Source organism: Pseudoalteromonas phenolica (genome assembly GCF_001444405.1).
In the GTDB taxonomy this organism is placed as follows: Bacteria; Pseudomonadota; Gammaproteobacteria; order Enterobacterales; family Alteromonadaceae; genus Pseudoalteromonas; species Pseudoalteromonas phenolica.
The window spans coordinates 93,365-116,738 of record NZ_CP013187.1 but is presented as its reverse complement, the minus strand read 5'-3'; the positions used below and the strand labels follow the sequence as shown (position 1 = coordinate 116,738).

At 42.9% G+C, this 23,374-nt stretch carries 23 protein-coding genes, 2 tRNA genes and 2 rRNA genes; 13 read left to right on the top strand and 14 right to left on the bottom strand.

What is annotated here, in order from left to right; genetic code table 11:
- Positions 1–87: 87 nt before the first annotated feature.
- Positions 88–468, bottom strand: a complete 381-nt coding sequence (locus tag PP2015_RS00545; RefSeq protein ID WP_058028423.1) for a hypothetical protein — start codon at positions 466–468, stop codon at positions 88–90.
- A gap of 245 nt (positions 469–713) precedes the next feature.
- Here PP2015_RS00545 and PP2015_RS00540 point away from each other — a divergent pair, with 245 nt between their 5' ends.
- The 5 genes from PP2015_RS00540 to PP2015_RS00520 all read left to right on the top strand — a co-directional run bounded on the left by PP2015_RS00540 (position 714) and on the right by PP2015_RS00520 (position 4,742).
- Positions 714–1,421 carry a hypothetical protein gene (locus tag PP2015_RS00540; protein ID WP_058028422.1) on the top strand — a complete coding sequence of 236 codons (708 nt, stop codon included), beginning with the start codon at positions 714–716 and terminating at the stop codon, positions 1,419–1,421.
- Positions 1,422–1,548: 127 nt separating this feature from the next.
- Positions 1,549–2,181, top strand: coding sequence for an endonuclease (locus PP2015_RS00535; RefSeq protein WP_058028421.1), 633 nt, complete (start codon positions 1,549–1,551; stop codon positions 2,179–2,181).
- Positions 2,182–2,269: 88 nt separating this feature from the next.
- Positions 2,270–3,961: a S41 family peptidase gene (locus PP2015_RS00530; protein ID WP_058028420.1), complete on the top strand. Its 1,692-nt coding sequence runs from the start codon at positions 2,270–2,272 to the stop codon at positions 3,959–3,961.
- Positions 3,961–4,341: a hypothetical protein gene (locus tag PP2015_RS00525; protein ID WP_058028419.1), complete on the top strand. Its 381-nt coding sequence runs from the start codon at positions 3,961–3,963 to the stop codon at positions 4,339–4,341. The genes PP2015_RS00530 and PP2015_RS00525 overlap by 1 nt, the downstream gene beginning before the upstream one ends.
- Before the next feature lie 41 nt (positions 4,342–4,382).
- Positions 4,383–4,742: a hypothetical protein gene (locus tag PP2015_RS00520; RefSeq protein ID WP_058028418.1), complete on the top strand. Its 360-nt coding sequence runs from the start codon at positions 4,383–4,385 to the stop codon at positions 4,740–4,742.
- A gap of 13 nt (positions 4,743–4,755) precedes the next feature.
- Here PP2015_RS00520 and PP2015_RS00515 read toward each other — a convergent pair whose 3' ends face one another.
- From PP2015_RS00515 to fabR, 7 genes are all read right to left on the bottom strand, one after another.
- Complete coding sequence (locus PP2015_RS00515; protein WP_058028417.1) at positions 4,756–5,172, bottom strand: globin family protein; 417 nt, start codon at positions 5,170–5,172, stop codon at positions 4,756–4,758.
- Positions 5,173–5,353: 181 nt separating this feature from the next.
- On the bottom strand, positions 5,354–5,944 hold the full coding sequence (locus tag PP2015_RS00510) for a hypothetical protein (RefSeq protein WP_058028416.1): 591 nt from the start codon (positions 5,942–5,944) through the stop codon (positions 5,354–5,356).
- Between the two features lie 84 nt (positions 5,945–6,028).
- Entirely contained in the window at positions 6,029–6,628 is a 600-nt protein-coding gene (leuD, locus tag PP2015_RS00505; protein WP_058028415.1) for a 3-isopropylmalate dehydratase small subunit, read from the bottom strand.
- Positions 6,628–8,028: a 3-isopropylmalate dehydratase large subunit gene (gene leuC / locus PP2015_RS00500; protein ID WP_058028414.1), complete on the bottom strand. Its 1,401-nt coding sequence runs from the start codon at positions 8,026–8,028 to the stop codon at positions 6,628–6,630. Before leuC ends, leuD begins: the two co-directional genes overlap by 1 nt.
- A 48-nt stretch (positions 8,029–8,076) precedes the next feature.
- Entirely contained in the window at positions 8,077–9,153 is a 1,077-nt protein-coding gene (gene leuB, locus PP2015_RS00495) for a 3-isopropylmalate dehydrogenase (protein WP_058028413.1), read from the bottom strand.
- A complete protein-coding gene (gene leuA, locus PP2015_RS00490) occupies positions 9,150–10,697 on the bottom strand; it encodes a 2-isopropylmalate synthase (protein WP_058028412.1) in 1,548 nt (515 codons plus the stop codon). The genes leuB and leuA overlap by 4 nt, the downstream gene beginning before the upstream one ends.
- Before the next feature lie 444 nt (positions 10,698–11,141).
- Entirely contained in the window at positions 11,142–11,768 is a 627-nt protein-coding gene (fabR, locus tag PP2015_RS00485) for an HTH-type transcriptional repressor FabR (protein WP_058028411.1), read from the bottom strand.
- A 103-nt stretch (positions 11,769–11,871) separates the two neighbouring features.
- On the opposite strand from fabR, the gene PP2015_RS00480 reads away from it, so the two are divergent.
- Positions 11,872–13,017: an acyl-CoA desaturase gene (locus tag PP2015_RS00480; protein ID WP_058028410.1), complete on the top strand. Its 1,146-nt coding sequence runs from the start codon at positions 11,872–11,874 to the stop codon at positions 13,015–13,017.
- A 233-nt stretch (positions 13,018–13,250) separates the two neighbouring features.
- A complete protein-coding gene (gene sthA / locus PP2015_RS00475) occupies positions 13,251–14,639 on the top strand; it encodes a Si-specific NAD(P)(+) transhydrogenase (protein ID WP_083496620.1) in 1,389 nt (462 codons plus the stop codon).
- A gap of 73 nt (positions 14,640–14,712) precedes the next feature.
- On the opposite strand, the gene PP2015_RS00470 is transcribed toward sthA, so the two are convergent.
- Positions 14,713–15,360, bottom strand: coding sequence for a cytochrome b/b6 domain-containing protein (locus PP2015_RS00470; RefSeq protein WP_058028408.1), 648 nt, complete (start codon positions 15,358–15,360; stop codon positions 14,713–14,715).
- Positions 15,361–15,504: 144 nt separating this feature from the next.
- Positions 15,505–15,687, bottom strand: coding sequence for a PA3496 family putative envelope integrity protein (locus PP2015_RS00465; protein ID WP_058028407.1), 183 nt, complete (start codon positions 15,685–15,687; stop codon positions 15,505–15,507).
- A gap of 272 nt (positions 15,688–15,959) precedes the next feature.
- On the opposite strand from PP2015_RS00465, the gene PP2015_RS00460 reads away from it, so the two are divergent.
- Positions 15,960–16,748 (top strand): YggN family protein, encoded by a 789-nt coding sequence (locus PP2015_RS00460; protein WP_058028406.1) that lies wholly within the window; start codon positions 15,960–15,962, stop codon positions 16,746–16,748.
- A gap of 61 nt (positions 16,749–16,809) precedes the next feature.
- Here the strand turns inward: PP2015_RS00460 and PP2015_RS00455 are convergent, their stop codons facing one another.
- Positions 16,810–17,628 (bottom strand): diacylglycerol/lipid kinase family protein, encoded by an 819-nt coding sequence (locus PP2015_RS00455; protein ID WP_058028405.1) that lies wholly within the window; start codon positions 17,626–17,628, stop codon positions 16,810–16,812.
- A 227-nt stretch (positions 17,629–17,855) separates the two neighbouring features.
- Between PP2015_RS00455 and PP2015_RS21835 the strand changes: the two genes are divergently transcribed.
- From PP2015_RS21835 to PP2015_RS00435, 5 genes are all read left to right on the top strand, one after another.
- Positions 17,856–17,999, top strand: coding sequence for a hypothetical protein (locus tag PP2015_RS21835; protein WP_157599062.1), 144 nt, complete (start codon positions 17,856–17,858; stop codon positions 17,997–17,999).
- Positions 18,000–18,164: 165 nt separating this feature from the next.
- Positions 18,165–18,255: transfer RNA gene (locus PP2015_RS00450), tRNA-Ser, on the top strand.
- A gap of 17 nt (positions 18,256–18,272) precedes the next feature.
- Positions 18,273–18,365: transfer RNA gene (locus PP2015_RS00445), tRNA-Ser, on the top strand.
- A 429-nt stretch (positions 18,366–18,794) separates the two neighbouring features.
- Positions 18,795–19,316 (top strand): hypothetical protein, encoded by a 522-nt coding sequence (locus PP2015_RS00440; protein WP_058028404.1) that lies wholly within the window; start codon positions 18,795–18,797, stop codon positions 19,314–19,316.
- A gap of 11 nt (positions 19,317–19,327) precedes the next feature.
- On the top strand, positions 19,328–19,693 hold the full coding sequence (locus tag PP2015_RS00435) for a hypothetical protein (protein ID WP_058028403.1): 366 nt from the start codon (positions 19,328–19,330) through the stop codon (positions 19,691–19,693).
- Positions 19,694–19,697: 4 nt separating this feature from the next.
- Here the strand turns inward: PP2015_RS00435 and PP2015_RS00430 are convergent, their stop codons facing one another.
- The 3 genes from PP2015_RS00430 to PP2015_RS00420 form a co-directional block, all read right to left on the bottom strand.
- Positions 19,698–19,883, bottom strand: coding sequence for a hypothetical protein (locus tag PP2015_RS00430; protein WP_058028402.1), 186 nt, complete (start codon positions 19,881–19,883; stop codon positions 19,698–19,700).
- A 332-nt stretch (positions 19,884–20,215) separates the two neighbouring features.
- Positions 20,216–20,329: ribosomal RNA gene (rrf, locus tag PP2015_RS00425) — 5S ribosomal RNA — on the bottom strand.
- Positions 20,330–20,423: 94 nt separating this feature from the next.
- Positions 20,424–23,305 (bottom strand): 23S ribosomal RNA (locus tag PP2015_RS00420).
- Between the last annotated feature and the right edge of the window lie 69 nt (positions 23,306–23,374).

Sequence of the window (23,374 nt, the reverse complement as noted above, 5' to 3'; positions counted from 1 at the left end):
AACCCATTATGCTTCGTAGCTCATTTCGTGTATTGAAAGCCTTTGATTTGAACAAAATTCATACCTCAAAGATAAACACGCCCTAGCTTAACTTTCAACTGGATAAATAGTGATTTCAATTCCTGCGCCAATCGCCGAAATTCTCAGTAGCGTATCGGCACTAATTGGCTGAGAGAAACACTTAGGTTCAGCACCTGAGTTAAAGCCAATATCAAAAGTGCGCTTAGAGCAAGATAACCATTGCTTAAGCGCGCTTTTAGAACAAGACTCTATTAGCTCGCATAAATGATTAATCGCTTTATCAGGGCTTACCACATCAGCGTCGGCCTCAATACGGGCTAAATGACGATAGTCGTCTTTATCATAGTGCAGCACCATAGCGTTCTTCTTTAAATCGTCTACCAAGGCACTAATATCCTGTTTTGATTCAAGCTCTAGGTCTACATTTAAGAATTGGATTTCTGACATTATGACTATTCTCTTTTTAAGCTGTATTTTTATGATGTTACTAAGCGATACTCAATATAGACAAGTGTAACTAACTCACCGAGTGGTTGCTACCGATAACGCATTATAAAACTGAACAAATCTTGTTCAATATCGAAAAAGCAGATTTAATACTACTTTTAGACTGAGACAATTTGTCGCAGTGACAGAACAACCTTTTTAGGTACACTGCGCTTTTACTTCTTCATCTGGCTTGGATAATAACAATGATAAAAGCAGCATTTAAACCCATTCGAAAAATACACAAGTGGCTTGGCTACCTTCTCGCTATTCAAATATTCGCGTGGTTATTAGGTGGGTTTGTCATGAGTGCTATTCCGTTAGAAAAAGTGCATGGTAAACACCTAGCACATCGACAACTTGATAATCCTTTCACACGAGATGATTATATCGCTGATTTGAATTCCATAACAAAAAGCCAAGATACGCTCACTAACATTGCTTTCAAACACCTATTAGATATTCCTATCATTAAAGTGCAAGGTGATAAAACGACTTGGTTTAATGGCGTCACTGGTAAAACACTTGTAGCACCAAGAGAAGCTTTGATCAAACAACAAGCCGACGCTCATTATTTAGGTAATGGCGAAATCAGTGATGTGCAATTATTAGCAAATGGCCCGAGAGAGATCGGCTACAAAGAAAACGTCTGGTCTGTTACTTACAATGACTGGTGTAGTACAACACTTTATCTAGAAGCTCAAAGCGGACAAATCATAACAGTAAGAAGCACCATTTGGCGTATTTTCGATTTTTTCTGGATGCTACACATTATGGATTATGACGAACGGGAAGACTTTAACAACCCACTGCTTATTAGCTTTTCTGTCGTCAGTGTGTTGTTTTGTCTATCTGGCATGTTCTTATTATTCCAAGCTCCCCCTTGGCGCAAGCGCAGACAAAAACCAGCTTAGCGGAACATGCGCCCTATATTTTTAGGGCGTGAACCTTTGAAAGAACTATTGCAATCAACAAGATAATTTTAAAGCCTTTATTGCGGTGATATAGTGCATTTTTCTGTAGTCCACTTAGGTGAGAGAAATGCGCCCGCTATTTGCGTTAATGGCTTTGCTGTTGCTGAGCCCGCCAACTATTGGCAAAGAATTTTCAAGCTTTTCACAAGCAAAGAAACACCTCAATAAAACCTTACCTCAAGATGCCACCACGCTTTATTGCGGCTGTAAGATCAAACGCCAAGGCAAAAAACTTATCCCTGATGCATACAGCTGTGGTTATGAACCAAGAAAACCCTACACCCATGCAGGCAAACCAAATAGCCGCGCCACTCGTATTGAATGGGAGCACATTGTTTCAGCTTGGGAATTTGGCCACCAGCTACAGTGCTGGCAAAATGGTGGTAGGAAAAACTGTAGAAAAGTCAGTGCTAAATTTCGCAAAATGGAAGCTGATATAAACAATTTAGCGCCCGCTATTGGTGAAATAAACGGTGACAGAAGTAATTATCGTTTTGGTATGTTACCAAATACAGAACTAAAGCATGGTGCTTGCCCTATTAAAGTTAATTTTAAAACACGGACAGTAGAGCCGCCAGATTTTGCAAAAAAGCGTATTGCGGATGCTTACTTTTATATGCAGAGCACTTATGGCTTGAAGTTATCTAAAAAACAGCAACAATTATTTACAACTTGGCAAAAAAAGCACGGGTACAATTAGCATTAATTTCGCTTTATCGAGCTGTACCAATTGTGTTCACAAACGCTTGTTGGTATTTTGATCACACACAATGTGATAGGAATATATTATGAAACTAAATACATTAAGCTTCAGCATTGCGCTTGCTTTATCTGCAACAGTATTGGTTGGTTGTGGCGGTGGTAGCTCAAATAACGATAATCAACAAACAACAAATCCTACAACGCCTTCAACAAATACAGGAAGCACTGGTGGAACAGTAACAGAGCCAACTTGGACGCTAAATAAGTACGATCCTTCGAGCAGCTTTATAAATCAATGTGAAACGCCGCGTACTGGTACTGACCCTTATGAAAATGCACCTTACCCTGACAAAGCAGGGACTGCCATGCACGAAAAAATGTTTCTACGCTCATATACTAACGAAACTTACCTTTGGTATGACGAAGTAGAAGACAACGACCCTAAATCATTTGATTCAGTAGGTGATTATTTCGCACAGCTAAAAACTACCGCGATCACAGACTCAGGCAAAGCTAAAGACCAATTTCATTTCTCTGAAAGTTACGATGACTATAAAAAAGAAGCACAGTCAGGAGTGGTATCAGGGTACGGCGTAAAGTGGGCATTTATTAGTCGGACGCCCCCTCGCATACTTAAAGTTGCCTTCACACAAGATGGCTCACCAGCAGCAAATGCAGGGCTACTTCGTGGCGATACTATTACAGCCATTAATGGTGCGGATATAAGTACTGCAGATTCGGCAGAAGTAGATAAATTAAATGCAGGCCTTCAACCAAAAGCCGGTGAAGAACATACTTTTACCATCAAGCGCGAAGGAAGTGAAGACCCCATAGAGATTGTAATGACCGCCGGTGACGTACAATCAACACCAGTCCAAAATGCTAAAGTAATTCAGCATGCTGATAAAAAAGTGGGCTATGTACAATTCAACCAATTCATTTCTGTCGGTCAAGATCCACTCGTTGCAGCATTCCAGCAGTTTTCAAATGAAAACATCAATGAGCTTGTACTCGACATGCGTTACAACGGTGGCGGTTTAGTTGTGATGTCTGCGCAGCTTGGTTACATGGTCGCCGGTGAAGAGCAAACTCGAGCAAGTGAAAACAACGGAGCCGCTAAAAGCGCTCAAAATAATGCCAAGGTGTTCAGCCGTACGCTGCGCAATGACAAGCTCGAAGCAGCAAGTGCCGAGGAAGATTATTATACGTTTGAGAATCGTAAAATTGATTGGAGCAAAAGCGTATATACCAATCAAATATTACCAAGTGTCGACCTAGATACTGTGTATATACTTTCAAGTGCTGGAACCTGCTCTGCCAGTGAATCCTTGATTAATGGTCTACGCGGTATAGATGTGAATGTGGTGCTTATTGGTGGACAAACTTGCGGAAAGCCATATGGTTTCACCCCGACTCCAAACTGCGGTGAGGTTTATTACACAGTGCAATTTAAAGGTGCAAACGCCAAAGAGTTCGGAGATTATGCAGATGGTTTTATACCCGTCGAAAATGAGAACTCTGAAGCTGGACTTTCAGCGAGAGTACCTGGTTGTAACATCGCTGATGACTTCTCAAAACAGCTTGGTGACACTCAAGAGGGTATGCTAGCGGCTGCACTCACACATATCGAAACGGGCGCTTGTCCAGTCGTAGCAAAAGAGACCGCTAACCGCGCTCCAAGTATTAAGCAGTCTATTAATGATAACAGCCTCAGTATCTCTCAACCATTCCACCCAATGCGCAATGGTTTGGTTGATATCAAGGTGAAAGAGCAGTAATGCGATACACTTTCGTTACTCTGCTATTAGGTTTAACATTACTGGCTGGGTGTACTCACACTCAGCCTTCTAAACCTATTCCAGCAGTGATTGAATACGCCACCCCAACAATGAAAGCTGAATTGCAACAGGCTATCGTTTCATTGAAAGGCGGAATTGCTCCACTTCTATCTGATACCGCTTTTATTAACAGTAGCGAATTGTTGCTTGAGCATGGTCTCTCAACCGATCACTCAAGTAACACTGCTTTTGGTACAAATTCATTTTCTATTCAGCGATTCGTGCTACAACTTAGAGAAGTGGGGTGTGTGCTTTTTTACACCGAAACATCGCAATTTATAATACTGAATAGCGTACCTTGTCATCCCATGGTCGAGTGATTTACTCATAATATAACCACACATTGCACTTTGAGGATTTTATGAAAAAACAATGGAATAGAATATTATTATCTGGCGCTATGATAGGACTATTAACTGCTTGTCACCACACACCTACGCCAGTAGGTCAGCCAGATAAAGTATATGACTTTGATCATAAGGTGCATTACGAACAAACTAAGTTTAATGATGAACATTATTTCCTGAAAATTCGCTCAGATGCTTACGCACATTTCACACAACAAAGCGTATTTTTATTAAGACATTCAGAAAAGCTTTGCCAAGGCATGAATGCGCAACTAACCTTACAAAAAGGCGTGCAAGCCTTTGAAAGGCTGCCCACTCATCCTCGCGCTTATCAACCTGACCTACAGGTCGAAGTAAAGTGCGTATCTAAATGATACCTGATTAAACTCAGCCCTTAAAAGCATGGGCTTTCATTACGGTTGCAATCATCCGAAATGTATCCACCCAGGCTTGGCGCAATTCAGGTGTCCACGCATCCCCTAGTCCCATTTTTAATGTATATAAAAGCGCATTACCGACCGGGGTGAAGTCCTTGGCCTGCACCCCATACCCTACGTGCCGCTCTGCCAATTGAACGAGCACAGGCACCAGCGCATTGACATCATCAAGCCCCCTCACTGCAACGCGTAAAGTCATCATAAATTTGTGCCCTTGGCTTTTTATATCATTTTTGAATAGTTGCTTTAGTGACGGGTCATATTGGAAAAGTGTTTGGTAGAAAAGCTCTGCGGCTTCTTCAGCATAGTGCTCTATTTGAACAAAACTACGTTGTACTAGCTTTTTTTGCCTATCGGTAATCGACATAACTGACCTCACATTGGCAGATGCCGAGCCACTCGACACCATCACGACATGTTTAAAGCTAGTCGCAATAGTGTCAAAAAGCGAATCAACCAAAACCTTGGAAATTTAAAGAAACTTATCGACTAAGTATCAATGTTTTCGTAAATCGCTTTACCAAAGCTTAGGTTAATAGAGAAAAAGGCTAGTCTTTATAACCCCAAGGTGCTTTTGGTGGTGTAATGGGTTTCGTTAAGTCAAAGTCGACTCTGAATTCACGACCTTCACGTACCAAACGGTAAGTAAACTTATCGTCATAAATGTACATTTGCCAAGTGTTGCCCATTGACTGAGGGATACCTTGGCTCACAAATAATTTTTTTGAATATTGATCAGCTGGGAATGACTGTACATTCGCAAAGCCAGCATCCGTTGTGTGACCACCATACATAGTTGATGGGTCATCCTCTCCATTTTCTAAACGGTGATCATGTTTCAAGCTCAAACCACTACCTGTTTTTGTGATGATCCAAGTGCGAGATGCATCGTCTCCAACATGAAAAGGGACTTGTAACTCGATGTGATTACAACGACGAACATGCATCACTAACTTAGACTTATCAAACTTACTTGGTCCCTGGTTATCAACAGTTACTTTACCTTGATACGCTTTACCACAATGCGCAGCAATTTTATCGAAAAATGCATCATGCGTTGCAATTGATACGATCGGGGCTGGACGCCCAAAGGCTGTGCCACTAACAAGTAAGGCAAGCAATGCTAGGCTTTTTTTCATTATTCTTATCCTAAAAAGAAAAACCAGAGAGTAGTCAGTTCTCTGGTTATATGCAAAAAAACGCGATTAACGTTAATTATTGTTTTATTGCCAAGGGCGAACAGCTGCTAGATTCGCTTCAAACGCATCAATTTGTGCATTCAATTGCTCCGTCTCACCAATAAAATCTAAACCACTTAATAAGCGCGCTTTGATATCAGAGCGAACATCAAACTCAATGGCATCGAAGTATTGACTGCGGATCAGTTGATTTTCTAAGTCGATTTCAACCCTTATATCTTGATATTGCTCTGTAATCGCGAACAAGTTATCTAATGTCTCTGCTGATAAAGCGATACATAACATTTGGTTATTACCACAGTTATTAAAGAAAATATCAGCAAAACTTTGCGCCAATATCACAGTAAATCCATACTGCTTTAATGCCCAAGGCGCATGCTCACGAGATGAGCCACAACCAAAGTTATCACGAGTCAGTAACACCGAAGCACCTTGATAACAGTCTGCGTTTAACACAAATTCAGGATTTGCACTGCCGTTATCTAGATAGCGCCAGTCATAAAACAACGCTTTATCAAAGCCATCGCGACTGGTTGAAGTTAAGAACTGCTTTGGAATAATCTGATCAGTATCGACGTTATTTTTGTCTAAAGGTGCCAATAAACCCTGATGATAAACAGCCATTACACCGCTCCTCTGATATCTGTAAAGTGACCGGCTATCGCCGCAGCTGCAGCCATCGCAGGGCTTACTAAGTGAGTACGGCCTGCACGGCCTTGACGGCCTTCAAAGTTACGGTTAGAAGTCGACGCACAGCGCTTCTCAGCCCCTAATTTATCATCGTTCATTGCTAGACACATAGAGCAACCAGGTTCACGCCATTCAAACCCTGCTGCCTTGAAGATATCCGCTAATCCTTCTTGTTCTGCCTGCTGTTTTACAAGACCCGATCCAGGTACTATTAAGGCTTCAACACCCGTCGCAACCTGCTTGCCATTGACAATCTCAGCGGCTGCACGTAAATCTTCAATACGACTGTTAGTACAAGAACCGATAAATACGGTATCGACTTTTGCATCAGATAACTTCTGGCCCGCTTCTAAACCCATGTATTTCAACGCTGCTCGCATAGCATCAGCTTTAATTAAGTCGGCTTCTTCATCAGGGTTTGGTACCAGCTCATCAATACCAATGACTTGCTCTGGGCTTGTGCCCCAAGTCACTTGTGGTTGAATATCTTGTGCGTCTAACTCAACCACTAAATCAAAGTGTGCGTTTTCGTCTGACTTCAGAGTTTGCCAATATTCAACGGCTGCTTTGAAATCATCCCCTTTGGGTGCGAAAGGACGACCTTCAAGATATGCAAACGTCGTGTCATCTGGTGCGATTAAACCCGCTTTGGCACCCATTTCGATACTCATATTACACAGTGTCATACGCGCTTCCATTGACAGGGCTTCGATGCCTTCGCCACAAAACTCTGCCACATAACCCGTGCCACCAGCTGTACCTAGCTTGCCAATCACAGCTAAAATTAAGTCTTTTGAAGTGACGGTTGGACGTAGTACGCCATTAATTTGGATCTTCAACGATCTGGCTTTTTTCTGCTGTAGTGTTTGCGTAGCTAGTACGTGCTCTACCTCAGAGGTGCCAATACCATGTGCTAAAGCACCAAATGCACCATGCGTTGAGGTATGACTATCACCACATACAATGGTGGTACCTGGTAAGGTGATCCCCTGTTCAGGACCCATTACATGCACTATGCCTTGGTTAATCGAGTTTAAATCATACAACTCAATGCCAAAGTCTTTACAGTTTTGCGCAAGCGCCATTAACTGATTTTTCGACACGTCACTCGCTGCATCTAACGAACGACTCTTAGTCGAAACGTTATGATCCATCGTCGCAAAGGTTTTCTCAGGACAACGTACTTTGCGGTTATTTTCGCGCAACCCAGCAAATGCCTGAGGTGACGTTACTTCATGTACTAAGTGACGATCAATATAAAGTAAATCGGTTTGTTCGTTAATGTTAGCAACCACATGAGATTGCCAAATCTTATCGTATAAGGTCTGAGCCATTGCTACATCCTCTTATTTGGCTGCTGACGGTGCAGCCATCAGCCAAAATTAAATGCGAGCAATAATTGCCTGTGCTACATCTTGTGTTGTATATCCACCTTCAGGGTAAATATCTGGCGTACCCACACCTGCAGCGACAGCTTCAGCAACTGCTTTCTCAATGGTACGCGCCGCTTCATCTTGGCCAAGAGAATAGCGAAGCATTAGAGCGGCACTTAAAATTTGCGCAATTGGGTTTGCAATACCTTTACCAGCGATATCTGGCGCTGAACCACCTGCAGGCTCATATAGGCCAAAGCCAGATTGGTTTAAGCTGGCCGATGGCAGTAAACCCATTGAACCAGTGATCATGGCGCATTCATCAGACAAAATATCACCAAATAAGTTATCACAAAGTAACACGTCGAATTGACTTGGCTGTTTAACCAGTTGCATCGCTGCGTTATCAACATAAATATACTCAAGCGTCACTTCTGGATAATCTTGACTCACTTCAGTAACGACTTCACGCCACAATACACTTGAAGCTAATACATTAGCTTTATCTACTGACGTAACATGGTTACTGCGAAGACGCGCTGCCTCAAAAGCAAAGCGCGCGATTCTTTCTATTTCTTTGCGCGAATAACGCTGAGTGTCGAACGCAGCTTCACTGGCCCCCTCACCTTCACGACCCTTTTCACCAAAATAAATTCCACCCGTTAATTCTCGTACGCACAAAATATCGAAGCCTTGCGCACTAATATCAGCTCGTAGAGGGGATGCCGCACTGAGTGCAGGTAAAAGTTGTGCAGGGCGAAGGTTGCAAAATAAGCCAAAGTGCTTTCTCAACGGCAACAAAGATGCTCGCTCTGGTTGCTCATTCGGTGGTAGATGCTCCCAATCAGGCCCACCTACAGAACCAAATAAAATGGCATCTGCCTTTTCACATGCCGCTAGCGTTTGATCTGGAAGTGCCACACCAAATTGATCTATGGCGGCACCGCCAATCGCATGATGTTTTCTTTCTAAGGTAAAATTAAATTTGGCGCTCACAGCGTCTAATATTTGCTCGGCGGCAGACATGACTTCTGGGCCGATGCCATCTCCAGCTAAAACGGCGACTTGGTAACTTTGTTGGCTCATCCTGCTTTCCTTTGTTGTTTTAAATCAGACACTTTTTGTGCCCTATCTATTAAGTTATAAACACGGATCATCGCTCGCACAGAGGCTTCTACGATGTCGGCAGCAAGGCCAGCGCCGTGGTATTGGCGACCATCATATTTAGCAATGATATTTACTTGACCAAGCGAGCTTGCACCTTGGCCTGTGGCATCTAAGTTATATTCAATCACGTCAACGGCCATACCTGTAATACGTTCAATGGCCTTAAACGAGGCTTCAACTGGACCATTTCCTGTTGCCGCTTCTTGTCTTGATTGTCCGCCCACTGTCATACCAATTGTTGAGCTGGCTACTGATTGAGAATTTGAAGCTGAGTTTACAAACTCAAGTTGGTAAGTTTCGTCTTTATCACTGATCTGATTAAAGTAGATCATAGCCTCTAAGTCATAGTCATAGACCGTGCCTTTTTGGTCAGCTAGCGCTAAAAAGCTTTCATATAAGCTATCCATATCATAATCAGATTTTTGATAACCTAACTCTTCTAAGCGATGTTCAATGACATGACGACCTGAACGTGAGGTCATATTTAATTGATTATTTGGTACGCCCACCGTTTCTGGGGCCATGATCTCGTAGGTATTTTGTGCTTTTAACACGCCATCTTGGTGAATACCCGAACTGTGCGCAAAAGCATTTTCGCCGACAATGGCTTTATTTGGTTGCACAGGCATATTACAAATGGTTTCAACTTGGCGCGAGGCACGGTAAATTTCTTCGCTGCGAATATCGGTGTAAACGCCTAAATGGTCTTGACGCATTTTCATGATCATTGCGACTTCTTCTAACGAGCAGTTGCCCGCTCGCTCACCGATACCATTAATCGTACATTCGATTTGTCGCGCACCCGCTTGTACCGCAGCAATCGAGTTTGCAACCGCTAAACCTAAATCGTTATGACAATGCACGCTTAAACGCGCTTGATCGATATTTGGCACGTTATTCATTAAATGATGGATCATCGCGGCATACTCGTCTGGCGTTACATACCCCACGGTGTCAGGTAAGTTGATGGTTGAAGCGCCCGCTTTAATCGCTTGCTCGACAATGCGACATAAATCCCAATGCGGTGTACGGCCGGCATCTTCACATGAAAACTCCACATCATCAGTGTAATTGCGTGCTAGCTTGATTGATTTCACCGCCATCGCGGTAGCATCATCTAGGCTCATGCGTAACTTATGTTCAAGGTGTAAAGGGCTGGTTGCAATGAAGGTATGAATGCGACTTTGCTCTGCGGGGCGTAGAGCTTCACCACAGGCTTCTATGTCTTTTGCCACGGCCCGAGCTAAACCACAAATTGAAGGGCCTTTGATTTCAGTGGCGATGCGCTGTACTGCACGAAAATCTGCAGGACTTGAAACCGGGAAACCAACTTCCATAACATCCACATTAAGTCGGCTGATTGCATGTGCAAGCTGTACTTTATCGTCTTCAGTTAAACTGGCCTTTAGCGCCTGCTCACCGTCTCTTAATGTTGTATCAAAAATCCAAACCTTATCATTCATACCTTAACTCCTCACCCCTTTGTATCGCCCTTCGAATACCTCTGCCATAAGCAAATAGTTCTAATCAATCATTTGATTACAGCGTTAAAACAAAAAACCCCGCAATGTGCGGGGTTTTCGTAATGCTGCAATTCACGCGCACACTGCCCCGCACCGATACTTGATCAGTAAGAGGTTTAATAGCAGTGACAATTGCGTGAATTTTTTCATTTTTTTAATCTGCATGTTTTGTGTTTATGCTGTAACTGATGCGATTTTTAACATGGCACCACACCAAAGATCAAGCATAAACAATTCACTAAAGCAGCGAAATAAGAATTAAAAAAGAAACCAAAAAGCAATAAAACTTCAAAATAAGAATAAAAAAACCCTTAAACATAAATTTAAGGGTCTTTTTAAATTTGAACAGTAAACAATCGAGTAGATTAATTTTTATATAATTTTTTATGAAGGTTTTGAATTTACCTGATGCGTGCCGTAATGATTCGCACCTTTTGCGATATAACGTAACTGCCAAATCAGGCGCTCAGTCAACTCTTCTCGTTGCTGTGTGTCTTGATCAAGTGCATCAGCGCCGGCATTAAATACCAAGGTAACCATGGCTTCAGCTTGCATGTAAGCATGATTCGCATCGCATGGAGTTTCTGCTTCTAAGTAATGCGCAAGCTCTAAAATAAAATGCTGAATTTCACGAGCGACTGCAGCACGAAATGCTTTTGATGTGCCAGAACGCTCTCGTAACAACAATCTAAATTGGTTACTCGATGTATCGATGAACTCCATAAAAGTCAGCACAGAGGTATTGATCACACTGCCACCACTGGCAATACGACGGCGTGCTTGGCGCATCAGTTGGCGTAACGTCAAACCTGCTTCATCAACCATGGTTAAACCAAGTTCATTCATGTCTTTAAAATGTCGATAAAACGATGTTGGCGCAATACCCGCTTCTCTTGCCACTTCCCTTAAACTCAAATTAGAAAAACTGTGCTCTGCACTGAGTTGATTAAATGCAGCTACAATCAAGGCTTGTCGGGTCTTTTGTTTTTGTTGTGCACGAACGCCTGACATATTTTCTCCTTAGAGTTTATCGGTAACTTGTGCAGTCTAATACTTGACGTGATGAGAATGAAATACTATTTTAGCGTACAAGTGTACGCTGAGATTTTTTAAGATGAAAAAACCCCCTCTTCTTTGGACAAATGTGTTGTTTTTTGCCCTGTCATTTTTGGCAGCAATTACCCTAGTGCCTTGGTATGGATTCACCCATGGCTTTGAAACCAGCACTTGGATCGCTTTTGTTGCTTGTATGTTTTATGCCGGCTTGTCTATCACCGCTGGTTACCATCGCTTATGGGCGCACAAAACGTACGAGGCTCATCCTGCTGTGCAATGGGTATTTGCGCTAGGTGGTGCATTTGCATTACAAAATAGTGCATTACATTGGAGTAGCGACCACCGTGTGCACCATGGTCAAGTCGATGATCCAGTAAAGGACCCTTATGCTGCGACGAATGGCTTTTGGTATAGCCACATTGGTTGGATGTTGCGTGACTACCAAGGTAAAAACTATGGCGACTACAGCAATGCTAGAGACTTACAACGCAACCCTATCGTGATGTTTCAACACCGTCATTACATGAAACTTGTGTTACTAACGAATGTGGGTATTCCATTACTGCTAGGTGCACTGTTTGGTGACATTATTGGTATGTTGTTATTGGCAGGTGTATTAAGACTGGTATTAAGTCAGCACTTTACTTTCTTTATCAACTCACTGGCGCATATTTGGGGCTCTCGCCCATATACTGAAAAAAATACCGCCCGTGATAATGGCTTTTTAGCGTTGTTCACCTATGGTGAGGGTTATCACAATTTCCACCATATTTTTGCCAGTGACTATCGCAATGGTATTCGTTGGTACCACTACGACCCAACAAAATGGATGATCCGTGCATTTGCAGCAGTCGGCCTTGCCAGCAAACTCAAACGCACACCAGTCGAGCGTATCGAAAAAGCCAAAGCTGAAACCTTGTTACTTAAGACTAAAGTTAAGCTGGCAAAATTGCCTTTAGCCCAAGATCAGCTTACATTGTTACAACAAGAATATGATTTGCTTCTAAAAAAGTTACAAACCTTTTGTGCGGCACAAAAGCAGTTATTAGAAGCAAAAGCTGATTCCATGCGTGAGCAATGTGATACTTCGGCAATTGCCAAGCAATACAAAGAACTTGAAGCTGCTTGGCAAACGCAAAAACAAGCATGGTTAGCACTAAATGCAAGGCTATTATCGAACGCTTATACCAAACCGCTTAACTAAGTGGTCTATTTTGAGGCAAGAAAACCTTGTTGGTAGCAAGGCAAAGATTTCGTTATTTAGTTGTTCTAAATGAGAAACCTTTAACGCGGCTATCATCAGGTTTAATCCCTCAAAATAATTAAGTGTTATTGCGGATTGGTATTAATTTGTTCGGTGATAGCCAACTCGCAAGTTGAGGAGGGGCTGTGGCCAAACAAAAAGCAGAATCAAATACAGACAAGCCGGCGTCATTTATGTATGACGCCATTATCATAGGTTCAGGTCCTGGCGGTGAAGGTGCCGCCATGAACCTATCTAAAAGTCACAAACGTGTTGCCGTTATCGAGCGCCATAAAGCGGTTGGTGGGGGTTGCGTTCACTGGGGCACTATTCCTTCAAAAGCACTCAGACACTCTGTTAGCCGTTTAATTGAATATAAACAAAACCCACTTTTTAGCCTCACTGAAAAGCCGCAGCGTTTAACCTTTGGTGACATTCTTAGTCATGCCAGTAATGTGATCTCTAAGCAATCAAATCTGCGCAGCAGCTTTTATGACAGGAACCGCATTGAGTTATTTCAAGGTGACGCCAGCTTTATCGACCGTTACTCAATTAAAGTCACACATGCAGATGGCTCTTATGAAGTGATCACAGCACCGATTATTGTGATTGCCACAGGCTCACGTCCATATCGTCCACCTGGTGTCGATTTCTCTCACCCTAGAATATATGACAGTGACACCATTCTAAGTCTAGAGCATGACCCTCAGCGCGTTTTAATCTATGGTGCCGGTGTTATTGGCTGTGAGTATGCCTCTATCTTTAAGGGCCTTGGTGCCAAAGTTGATTTGATCAATACCCGCGATAGATTATTGGCGTTTATGGACGCGGAGATTTCTGATGCACTCAGTTACCACTTCTGGAATAGTGGCATTGTTATTCGCCACAATGAAGAATTCGCCAAAGTTGAACCACATGAGCATGGTGTAATACTCCATCTACAATCAGGAAAGCGCGTACGTGCCGATTGTATTTTATTTGCCAATGGCAGAACCGGTAACACGGATAAGCTTAATCTTGCCGCAGTAGGCCTAAAAGCAGATGGCCGCGGACAGTTAAAAGTAAATGAGTGCTACCAAACTGAAATCGATAACATTTATGCCGTTGGTGATGTAATTGGTTATCCAAGTTTAGCCAGTGCCGCTTTTGACCAAGGACGTATCGCAGCCAAAGCCATTGTTTCAGGTGGTTGTAGCGAGAAGCTGATCAATGACATTCCGGCTGGTATTTATACCATTCCTGAAATGAGTTCAGTGGGCAAAACAGAGCAAGAGCTAACAGCAGCTAAAATCCCTTACGAGGTTGGTAGAGCGCAGTTTAAACACCTTGCACGTGCGCAGATCACAGGCACACAAGTTGGTAGCTTGAAGCTGTTATTCCACTCGGAAACTAAAGAGATTTTAGGTGTTCACTGCTTCGGTGAGCGTGCCTCAGAAATCGTCCACATCGGCCAAGCAATTATGGAACAAAAGGGCCCGGGTAATAACATCGAGTACTTTGTTAACACTACTTTTAACTATCCAACCATGGCTGAAGCCTACCGTGTAGCAGCGTTGAATGGTTTAAATCGATTGAGTGATTAAGTAGCTCACCACATAAAATGCAAAAACCCGAGAAACTAAGTTTATCGGGTTTTTTATTCACTCAAGTTTTGGCTTATGCAATCAATTGACTTAAAGGCTCCATGCCCCACAAGAAAATTAATACCGCCGCTAACAGAGCAAAGATGATATAAGCTATCCAACCAGCCTTCATTTTTGGTTGTTGCAAGCTTGATTCTGCTGTTCCCGTTAAAAGCGTCTTGATGAGGTTTTTACCTTTAAAACGATAGGCAATGATAGCCAAAATATGCAATGCAATTGCGGCAATTATAAAATCGATATTACTGTGGTGTATTGATCCTGCTAACTCGACAAGATCATAGCTGACATACTGAACTAACGGACCATCAACAAGAATATCGTCTGTGGTAAATAACCCTGTAACGAGTTGTAGAAGGATCAACACAAAAAACAGCACAACCATCAGACTGCCTGCAGCATTGTGGCCAACTCTGTCTTCTTTGCCTTTTAATGCATTAACAACCTTTGCCGGGTGATTAATCAACTTGCTTAGTCTGGCTGTTTCACTACCAATTACACCCCAAATTAATCTGGCTAACATCAGTGCTAACAACATATAACCAGTAACAAAGTGCAATTCTAACCAGCCTTCTTCACCACTGATATAAAGCACACCTAGCGCAGTAACCAACAACCAGTGAAAGCCTCGAATAAAACCATCCCAAACCTTAACTTTGCCCATATTAATCTCAAACTATTTTATGCCATGTGCACCATTATGCCGCACTGCGAGAGCGTGTCTAGATAGTTGAGATTTAACGCAGAGCTACTGCCTGATCTGACTTTGATTTAAACCAAGAAACTCGCTTCTAACAGCTCGCTTTGTTTAATCAATATCTCCAAACTCATCATCGCCTAAACATTCGCGTAAGCGCTTCTGTTCAAAATAATCTTCTAACCTTTTTCGAGCACGGCGCTTTTGTATGCTAGAAGACTCTGTATTTAAATCATCTAACTCCGCACCAAATTCATCATCAATAGGCACATCTTCAGAAAAGGAATTACGCATGGCAACAACCTCATGACTATAAGCACAATACTGAATTAATAATTAGCCCGATTTTTTAGGTTTGCAAACTTTACGATGTCATCTTGCGTGAAAGCAGCGATGTTAAAAATCATAATAATTGGTTAAATAGACCACTTTTATTTTTGTTTTAGCTATATACACACTTACCAGTAGAAAACAAAAAACACATAAACCGCTGATTTTAAACGATTTTAACTTTTGGCATTCATCTTGATAAGTAATCATCGAGTCTATCAACAGGAATGATAATTATGAAAAAGTTTATGCTAGCAACATCGCTAATTTTAAGTACTTCAGCAATCGCTCATGAAGATCACGGTATTCAAATTAGCAGCGATCAGTGCCAAGTCGATTTCCAAAACGATGTTCGCATCACACCGAATCAACTACAGATCACTGCAGAGAATAATAAACAACTAACGATTGACAGTTATGGTGAGCTTTATGTTGATGGACAGGCAATAACATTAACTCATGAACAAAAAGACGCCTTAGCGAATTATGCCGATTCACTTAGGGTGCAACTGCCACAAGTAGCGAACATCGCCCTTGACGGCGTGAAGCTTGCGGGTGTTGCATTGGATGAAGTCGCGCAAGCGTTCAACCTACAAGGACTAGAGTCCCTTAACGGTCTGATGGATGAACTACACGTTGAGATCAGTGATACCTTCTATCAACAAGGTGCATTTGTCATGGGCGAAAAGACCTTTCATGAGTTCGGAGAAAATTTTGATAACCACTTTGAAACTCACATAGAAGAAGCCGTCGAGTCAGCCATGATGGAATCAATTGGCAGTATCTTAATGTTGATCGGCTCTGAAATGGTCAGCTCAGGTGGCGACATGGAAAGCTTTGAAGCGCGCATGGAAAACATGGGTAAACAAATTGAAGAAAAAGTACAGCTACAAGCAAAACAAATTGAAGAACAAGCAAATGGCTTATGCGATAAATTTGAAGGTATTGCACATGCAGAAACTAATTTAGTTGCGCAGATCCCAGCAATGAATGGCTACCAGCTTTTTAACTTTAAATCTAAATAAGCTTTATTAAATTACAGTATTAATTATCTCCCTCTATGAGCTGACTAATGTCAGCTCTTTTTTATAACCTCATTTTCAGAGCGCCGCGACAGACTTTAATGACTGCCGGTGTCACGCCTATCATTTCACCATCAGCTTCAATTAACAGATCAGGATCAGAGATTTCATACTCCATCAACTCACTCACCTCAAGGTGAGATGACTTTTCATGTTGTCGTACTAGCATCAGCAAAAAGCTCCAAAGCCTACTCAATATAGACTCTGCCCTAAAATGCAGCATTAATAGCTTGCCATTATCAACCCTAGCACTCGGCGCCACTTTTAGGCCTGCAGCAAAAAACTGACCATTTGCAAATACACGCATCAAAGAAGGGTCATGCGATGAAGTGTGTTTAAAGCTAAACAAGTGCTTAATACCCGCAAAAATATAGCTCAGCTTATGACGGATTTGGAACGTATTCATATCTTTTACAACTGCAGCATTAAAGCCTATACCAGCCACATTAATGAAAAAGCGCTGATTGACTTTACCTAAATCTAATAACCTATAAGATTCAGAAAAAACCAAGGCTCGCCATTGCTGTTGAGAATAGGCGAACTGTCTAACAAAATCGTTACCCGTGCCAGCAGGCAGCACAGCAAGCGAAACAGCTGAATTCGCCAATGCATTCGCGACCAAATGCAATGTCCCATCACCACCAACTGCAACAACTGTTTCTACTTCTGCCAACTTTTGCTTGATAGCGGTGACATCGGTCTCAAAACACCCTGATGTAAAAAACCACTGATTTTTGCGCCCTCTTTTTACACATTCTTCTTTTATCCATTTAACCTGCGCTTCGATAAAAGGCGAATCACTTGGCTTTACAACAACGAGCATAAAATTAATTAACCTAGCTTATTAAATAATTATTCACAAAGAACCAAGAAGGCCCTTAAATCATGAAAAAAAGACAAGAATAACTATTCAAAAAACACAATGAAGAATTAAACCCATTAGAAAAACTTATCCTAAAATAGCAATTTTTATTGTTTTTAAATTAACCAAATCGAATGCAAAATACACTCAATCAAGCATTACTCACTTACATAACTTAGGAGCTCATCATGATCCAGACAGCTGCGGCGTGCAGCAACACGCAACCTCGCTTAAAGAAATCAACGATTAAAAAGCCAAGCTTTAGCTGGCAGTCTCTTTTTGCAGTCTGCGGTCAAAAGTTGTCTATGGCTCATATGTGTCTTTATAAATAACAGAAATAATGAAGTTATGTTTTTGATTTCACTATACACAATTTAACCGATGTGGCTATCTAAGCTAAAAAAAAGAATTTTTTCTTTAATTTTAGGTTAAATTTTAGGCAAACAAATCAAAAGCTATTTACAGCAGCATAATCGCTGAGTATTATCTTTGCCCATGGAGAGATGGCTGAGTGGTTGAAAGCACCGGTCTTGAAAACCGGCATACGTTAATAGCGTATCTAGGGTTCAAATCCCTATCTCTCCGCCACATTTAAAGTTTGCGCCGGAGAGGTGGCCGAGTGGCTGAAGGCGCTCCCCTGCTAAGGGAGTATAGGGTTTGTAGCCCTATCGAGGGTTCGAATCCCTCCTTCTCCGCCATTAACTTGTATTAAAACCGCTTAATAGCGGTTTTTTTATGTCTGCAATTCAACATCAATACAAGAACTACTTACACCAATCCTCTTGGCAAGGAAAACTGCTCTAGTACCGCTCACGCGCCCTGCTATCGCTGAGGTACCTACTTGGCAAAACTTCTTATTTAGTTGTTCTAAATAAGAAGTTTTTAACAAAGCTAGCGTCAGTTTTAGTCCCTTAAAATGATTGCGTATTATTAAGGCTTGCTATTACTAAATCGAGCAGTCTATTTTCAAGTTAAGAAAGTTTAGCCTAATTATCTAGAGCCTTATCATTAACCTCAGCTCAAGTTAAAGCAATTCATATAGTGCCTAAAGCACAGGTTCATATTCTCTATGCTTGAATAAATCATCAATAGAATGCACACTGGATAAAAAAAGAGCGAACTAACTTATGCAAAAAGCCATTATACTAACAGCCGTTTTACTAGTTTTATCTGGGTGTGGTCAAACTGATAATGTAAGTAATGCTGAGCAACAAAAGCCACAAAGTGCGACCAAGGTTTCTTCTAAGGTGGAAGATAAGCCTGCCCCAGCACCTAGAGTCACTGAGCTTGCAAAAATAAATCAAACAGAACTTGGTCTAGAAACAGTGTCTCAAGAAAAGCTAAACTCCCTTAGAGCAAAAGTGACCTTAATAGAGCAAGCTAATGAATGTGATTCTAATGCACAGTGCAAAGTCATTGCTGCCGGCAATCGACCTTGTGGGGGACCAAGTCATTATATGCTCTACTCCACTAAAATCACATCTGACGAAAAAGCCAAATCTGTAGCTGATGAACTTACAAAGTATGAAAGCCTTCATAATGCGCAAACGGGTATGCAAAGTATATGTGCCATGTTAACTAAGCCGACGACACAATGTATCAATAACAAGTGTGTTACACTAAGCGACAGTACTTATATCGCGCAATAAAAGGAACATACATGAAAACAGTTTTGGCCCTAGTTACATCAACTCTGCTCATGTTGTCAGGCTGCCAGTCCCCAACAGGTACTCAGATCGAAGAGAGCAACACCCTGAAAGCTTATGTAGCTGATCTAAGCTGTGATGCCAGCTTTCAATGTAAAGTAATAGGTGTGGGTGAGAGAGCAGCGTGTGGTGGCCCAAGTAACTATGTTGTGTTTTCGACTAAGAATGTTGATGAAAATGAAGTGGAACGCTTAGCTGATGCCGAAACTGCACAAGAGCGAATACTCAACGAACGACAAACCCCTGATGAAACTTGCAAGCAAGTGCTTCCTATTCAATCTCTGTGTATTAAAAGCAAGTGTGAGAGCTTCACACAGTAAGTAACTAAAACAGCAAAGCCCCTATTGCTGACAATGTCATAATCAATAGGGCACACCCCCCAGCTTTATAGATCAGCATTTGATCCATATCTTTATGAACCCAATAGCGATAAATAAAACGCGCAAAATAACTCGCTGATGTGCCGAATAAAGCAAACATAACAAGTAAATAAATTAAGTATATCGACACACATCAAACCTTTTCTAAATACCTTTTAAGCATAGCCATTAGTTAAGCTTGTTTCAAATTAGGTGCAAAGTTAATGACAGCGAGCAAAGCGAGTGCATTTACTTTGCGCAAGGTGAGATAAACCAGTTTAGCTGAAGATAAGGGCGTAGGTATTTACGCGTGTGAAAAGAGTTTCAAAATGAGCAGAGTGGCTTCAGTGAAGGTTGCTCATTTCACCTTGCGCTAATTCGTCTTTTCATCACCGAGCTTTGCCTCATCACCGTGCAGGACGATTTAGCACCATAAACGCAAAAAAGCCCGACTCTTTCGAATCGGGCTTTCTTTAAATAGGTGCTTGGCAATGTTCTACTTTCACATGGGAGACCCACACTATCATCGACGCTGTTTCGTTTCACTTCTGAGTTCGGCATGGAATCAGGTGGTTCCAAAACGCTATGGTCACCAAGCAAATTTGGTTAAAATCTGGAAAAAATCTGATAATTCTAAAACTTTCTACTTTAGTTCATATTAGCTTCTGAGCTAAAACCACTTTGGCGTTGTATGGTTAAGCCTCACGGGTAATTAGTACTGGTTAGCTTAATGTATCACTACACTTCCACACCCAGCCTATCAACGTTGTAGTCTCCAACGGCCCTTCAGTTAACTTAAAGTTAAAGTGAGAACTCATCTCGAGGCTCGCTTCCCGCTTAGATGCTTTCAGCGGTTATCGATTCCGAACGTAGCTACCGGGCAATGCAATTGGCATCACAACCCGAACACCAGCGGTTCGTCCACTCCGGTCCTCTCGTACTAGGAGCAGCCCCTCTCAATTCTCAAACGCCCACGGCAGATAGGGACCGAACTGTCTCACGACGTTCTAAACCCAGCTCGCGTACCACTTTAAATGGCGAACAGCCATACCCTTGGGACCGACTTCAGCCCCAGGATGTGATGAGCCGACATCGAGGTGCCAAACACCGCCGTCGATATGAACTCTTGGGCGGTATCAGCCTGTTATCCCCGGAGTACCTTTTATCCGTTGAGCGATGGCCCTTCCATTCAGAACCACCGGATCACTATGACCTACTTTCGTACCTGCTCGACGTGTCTGTCTCGCAGTTAAGCTGGCTTCTACCATTACACTAACCGTACGATGTCCGACCGTACTTAGCCAACCTTCGTGCTCCTCCGTTACTCTTTGGGAGGAGACCGCCCCAGTCAAACTACCCACCAGGCACTGTCCACAACCCCGATTAGGGGCCTATGTTAGAACATCAAACATACAAGGGTGGTATTTCAAGGATGGCTCCACAACATCTAGCGACGCTGCTTCAAAGCCTCCCACCTATCCTACACATGTAGGCTCAATGTTCAGTGCCAAGCTGTAGTAAAGGTTCACGGGGTCTTTCCGTCTAGCCGCGGGTACACAGCATCTTCACTGCGATTTCAATTTCACTGAGTCTCGGGTGGAGACAGCGTGGCCATGGTTACACCATTCGTGCAGGTCGGAACTTACCCGACAAGGAATTTCGCTACCTTAGGACCGTTATAGTTACGGCCGCCGTTTACCGGGGCTTCGATCAAGAGCTTCGCCTAAGCTAACCCCATCAATTAACCTTCCGGCACCGGGCAGGTGTCACACCGTATACGTCATCTTACGATTTTGCACAGTGCTGTGTTTTTAATAAACAGTCCCAGCCACCTGGTCACTGCGGCTCCCGTCCGCTTAGAGAGTAAATCTCATCACAGATAGGAGCGTACCTTCTCCCGAAGTTACGGTACAATTTTGCCTAGTTCCTTCACCCGAGTTCTCTCAAGCGCCTTAGTATTCTCTACCTGACCACCTGTGTCGGTTTGGGGTACGATTCGGTATAATCTGAAGCTTAGAGGCTTTTCCTGGAAGTAGGGCATCAGCAACTTCATTTCCGTAGAAACTCGTCTCGTGTCTCAGCCTTAAGAACCCGGATTTGCCTAAGTTCTCAGCCTACTCACTTTCACATGGACAACCAACGCCATGCTTGCTTAGCCTGCTCCGTCCCCCCATCGCAATTATACCAAGTACGGGAATATTAACCCGTTTCCCATCGACTACGCTCTTCAGCCTCGCCTTAGGGGTCGACTTACCCTACCCTGATTAACATGGGATAGGAACCCTTGGTCTTCCGGCGTGCGGGTTTTTCACCCGCATTATCGTTACTCATGTCAGCATTCGCACTTCTGATATGTCCAGCATGCCTCCCGGCACACCTTCAGCCACTTACAGAACGCTCCCCTACCCCGCATACTAATGTATGCAGCCGTAGCTTCGGTGGTATGTTTAGCCCCGTTACATCTTCCGCGCAGGCCGACTCGACTAGTGAGCTATTACGCTTTCTTTAAAGGATGGCTGCTTCTAAGCCAACCTCCTAGCTGTTTTAGCCTTCCCACATCGTTTCCCACTTAACATACACTTTGGGACCTTAGCTGACGGTCTGGGTTGTTTCCCTCTCCACGATGGACGTTAGCACCCACCGTGTGTCTCCCGGATATTACTTTACGGTATTCGGAGTTTGCAAAGGGTTGGTAAGTCGGGATGACCCCCTAGCCTTAACAGTGCTCTACCCCCGTAAGTATTCGTCCGAGGCTCTACCTAAATAGATTTCGGGGAGAACCAGCTATCTCCCGGTTTGATTAGCCTTTCACTCCAAGCCACAGGTCATCCCCTAACTTTTCAACGTTAGTGGGTTCGGTCCTCCAGTTGATGTTACTCAACCTTCAACCTGCCCATGGCTAGATCACCGGGTTTCGGGTCTATACCTTGCAACTCAACGCCCAGTTAAGACTCGCTTTCGCTACGGCTACCCTAAACGGTTAACCTCGCTACAAAATATAAGTCGCTGACCCATTATACAAAAGGTACGCAGTCACCCTCGAGGGGCTCCTACTGCTTGTACGTACACGGTTTCAGGTTCTATTTCACTCCCCTCACAGGGGTTCTTTTCGCCTTTCCCTCACGGTACTGGTTCACTATCGGTCAGTTGGGAGTATTTAGCCTTAGATGATGGTCCACCTATATTCAGTCAAAGTTTCACGTGCTCCGACCTACTCGATTTCACTTTAGATAAGTTTTTGTGTACGGGACTGTCACCCTGTATCGTCAAACTTTCCAGAATGTTCCACTAACTACACTAAAGCTTAAGGGCTAGTCCGATTTCGCTCGCCGCTACTTTCGGAATCTCGGTTGATTTCTTTTCCTACGGGTACTTAGATGTTTCAGTTCTCCGCGTTCGCCTCGTTAACCTATGTATTCAGTTAACGATACCTGCAAGCAGGTGGGTTTCCCCATTCGGAAATCCTAGTCTCAAGCGCCTCTTACTGGCTTGACTAGGCTTATCGCAAGTTAGTACGTCCTTCATCGCCTCCAACTGCCAAGGCATCCACCGTGTACGCTTAGTCACTTAACCATACAACCCAAAATGGTTTGTATCGTCAAAGACAGTTTTAACTTCGCCAGAAGTTAATATTGAATACTA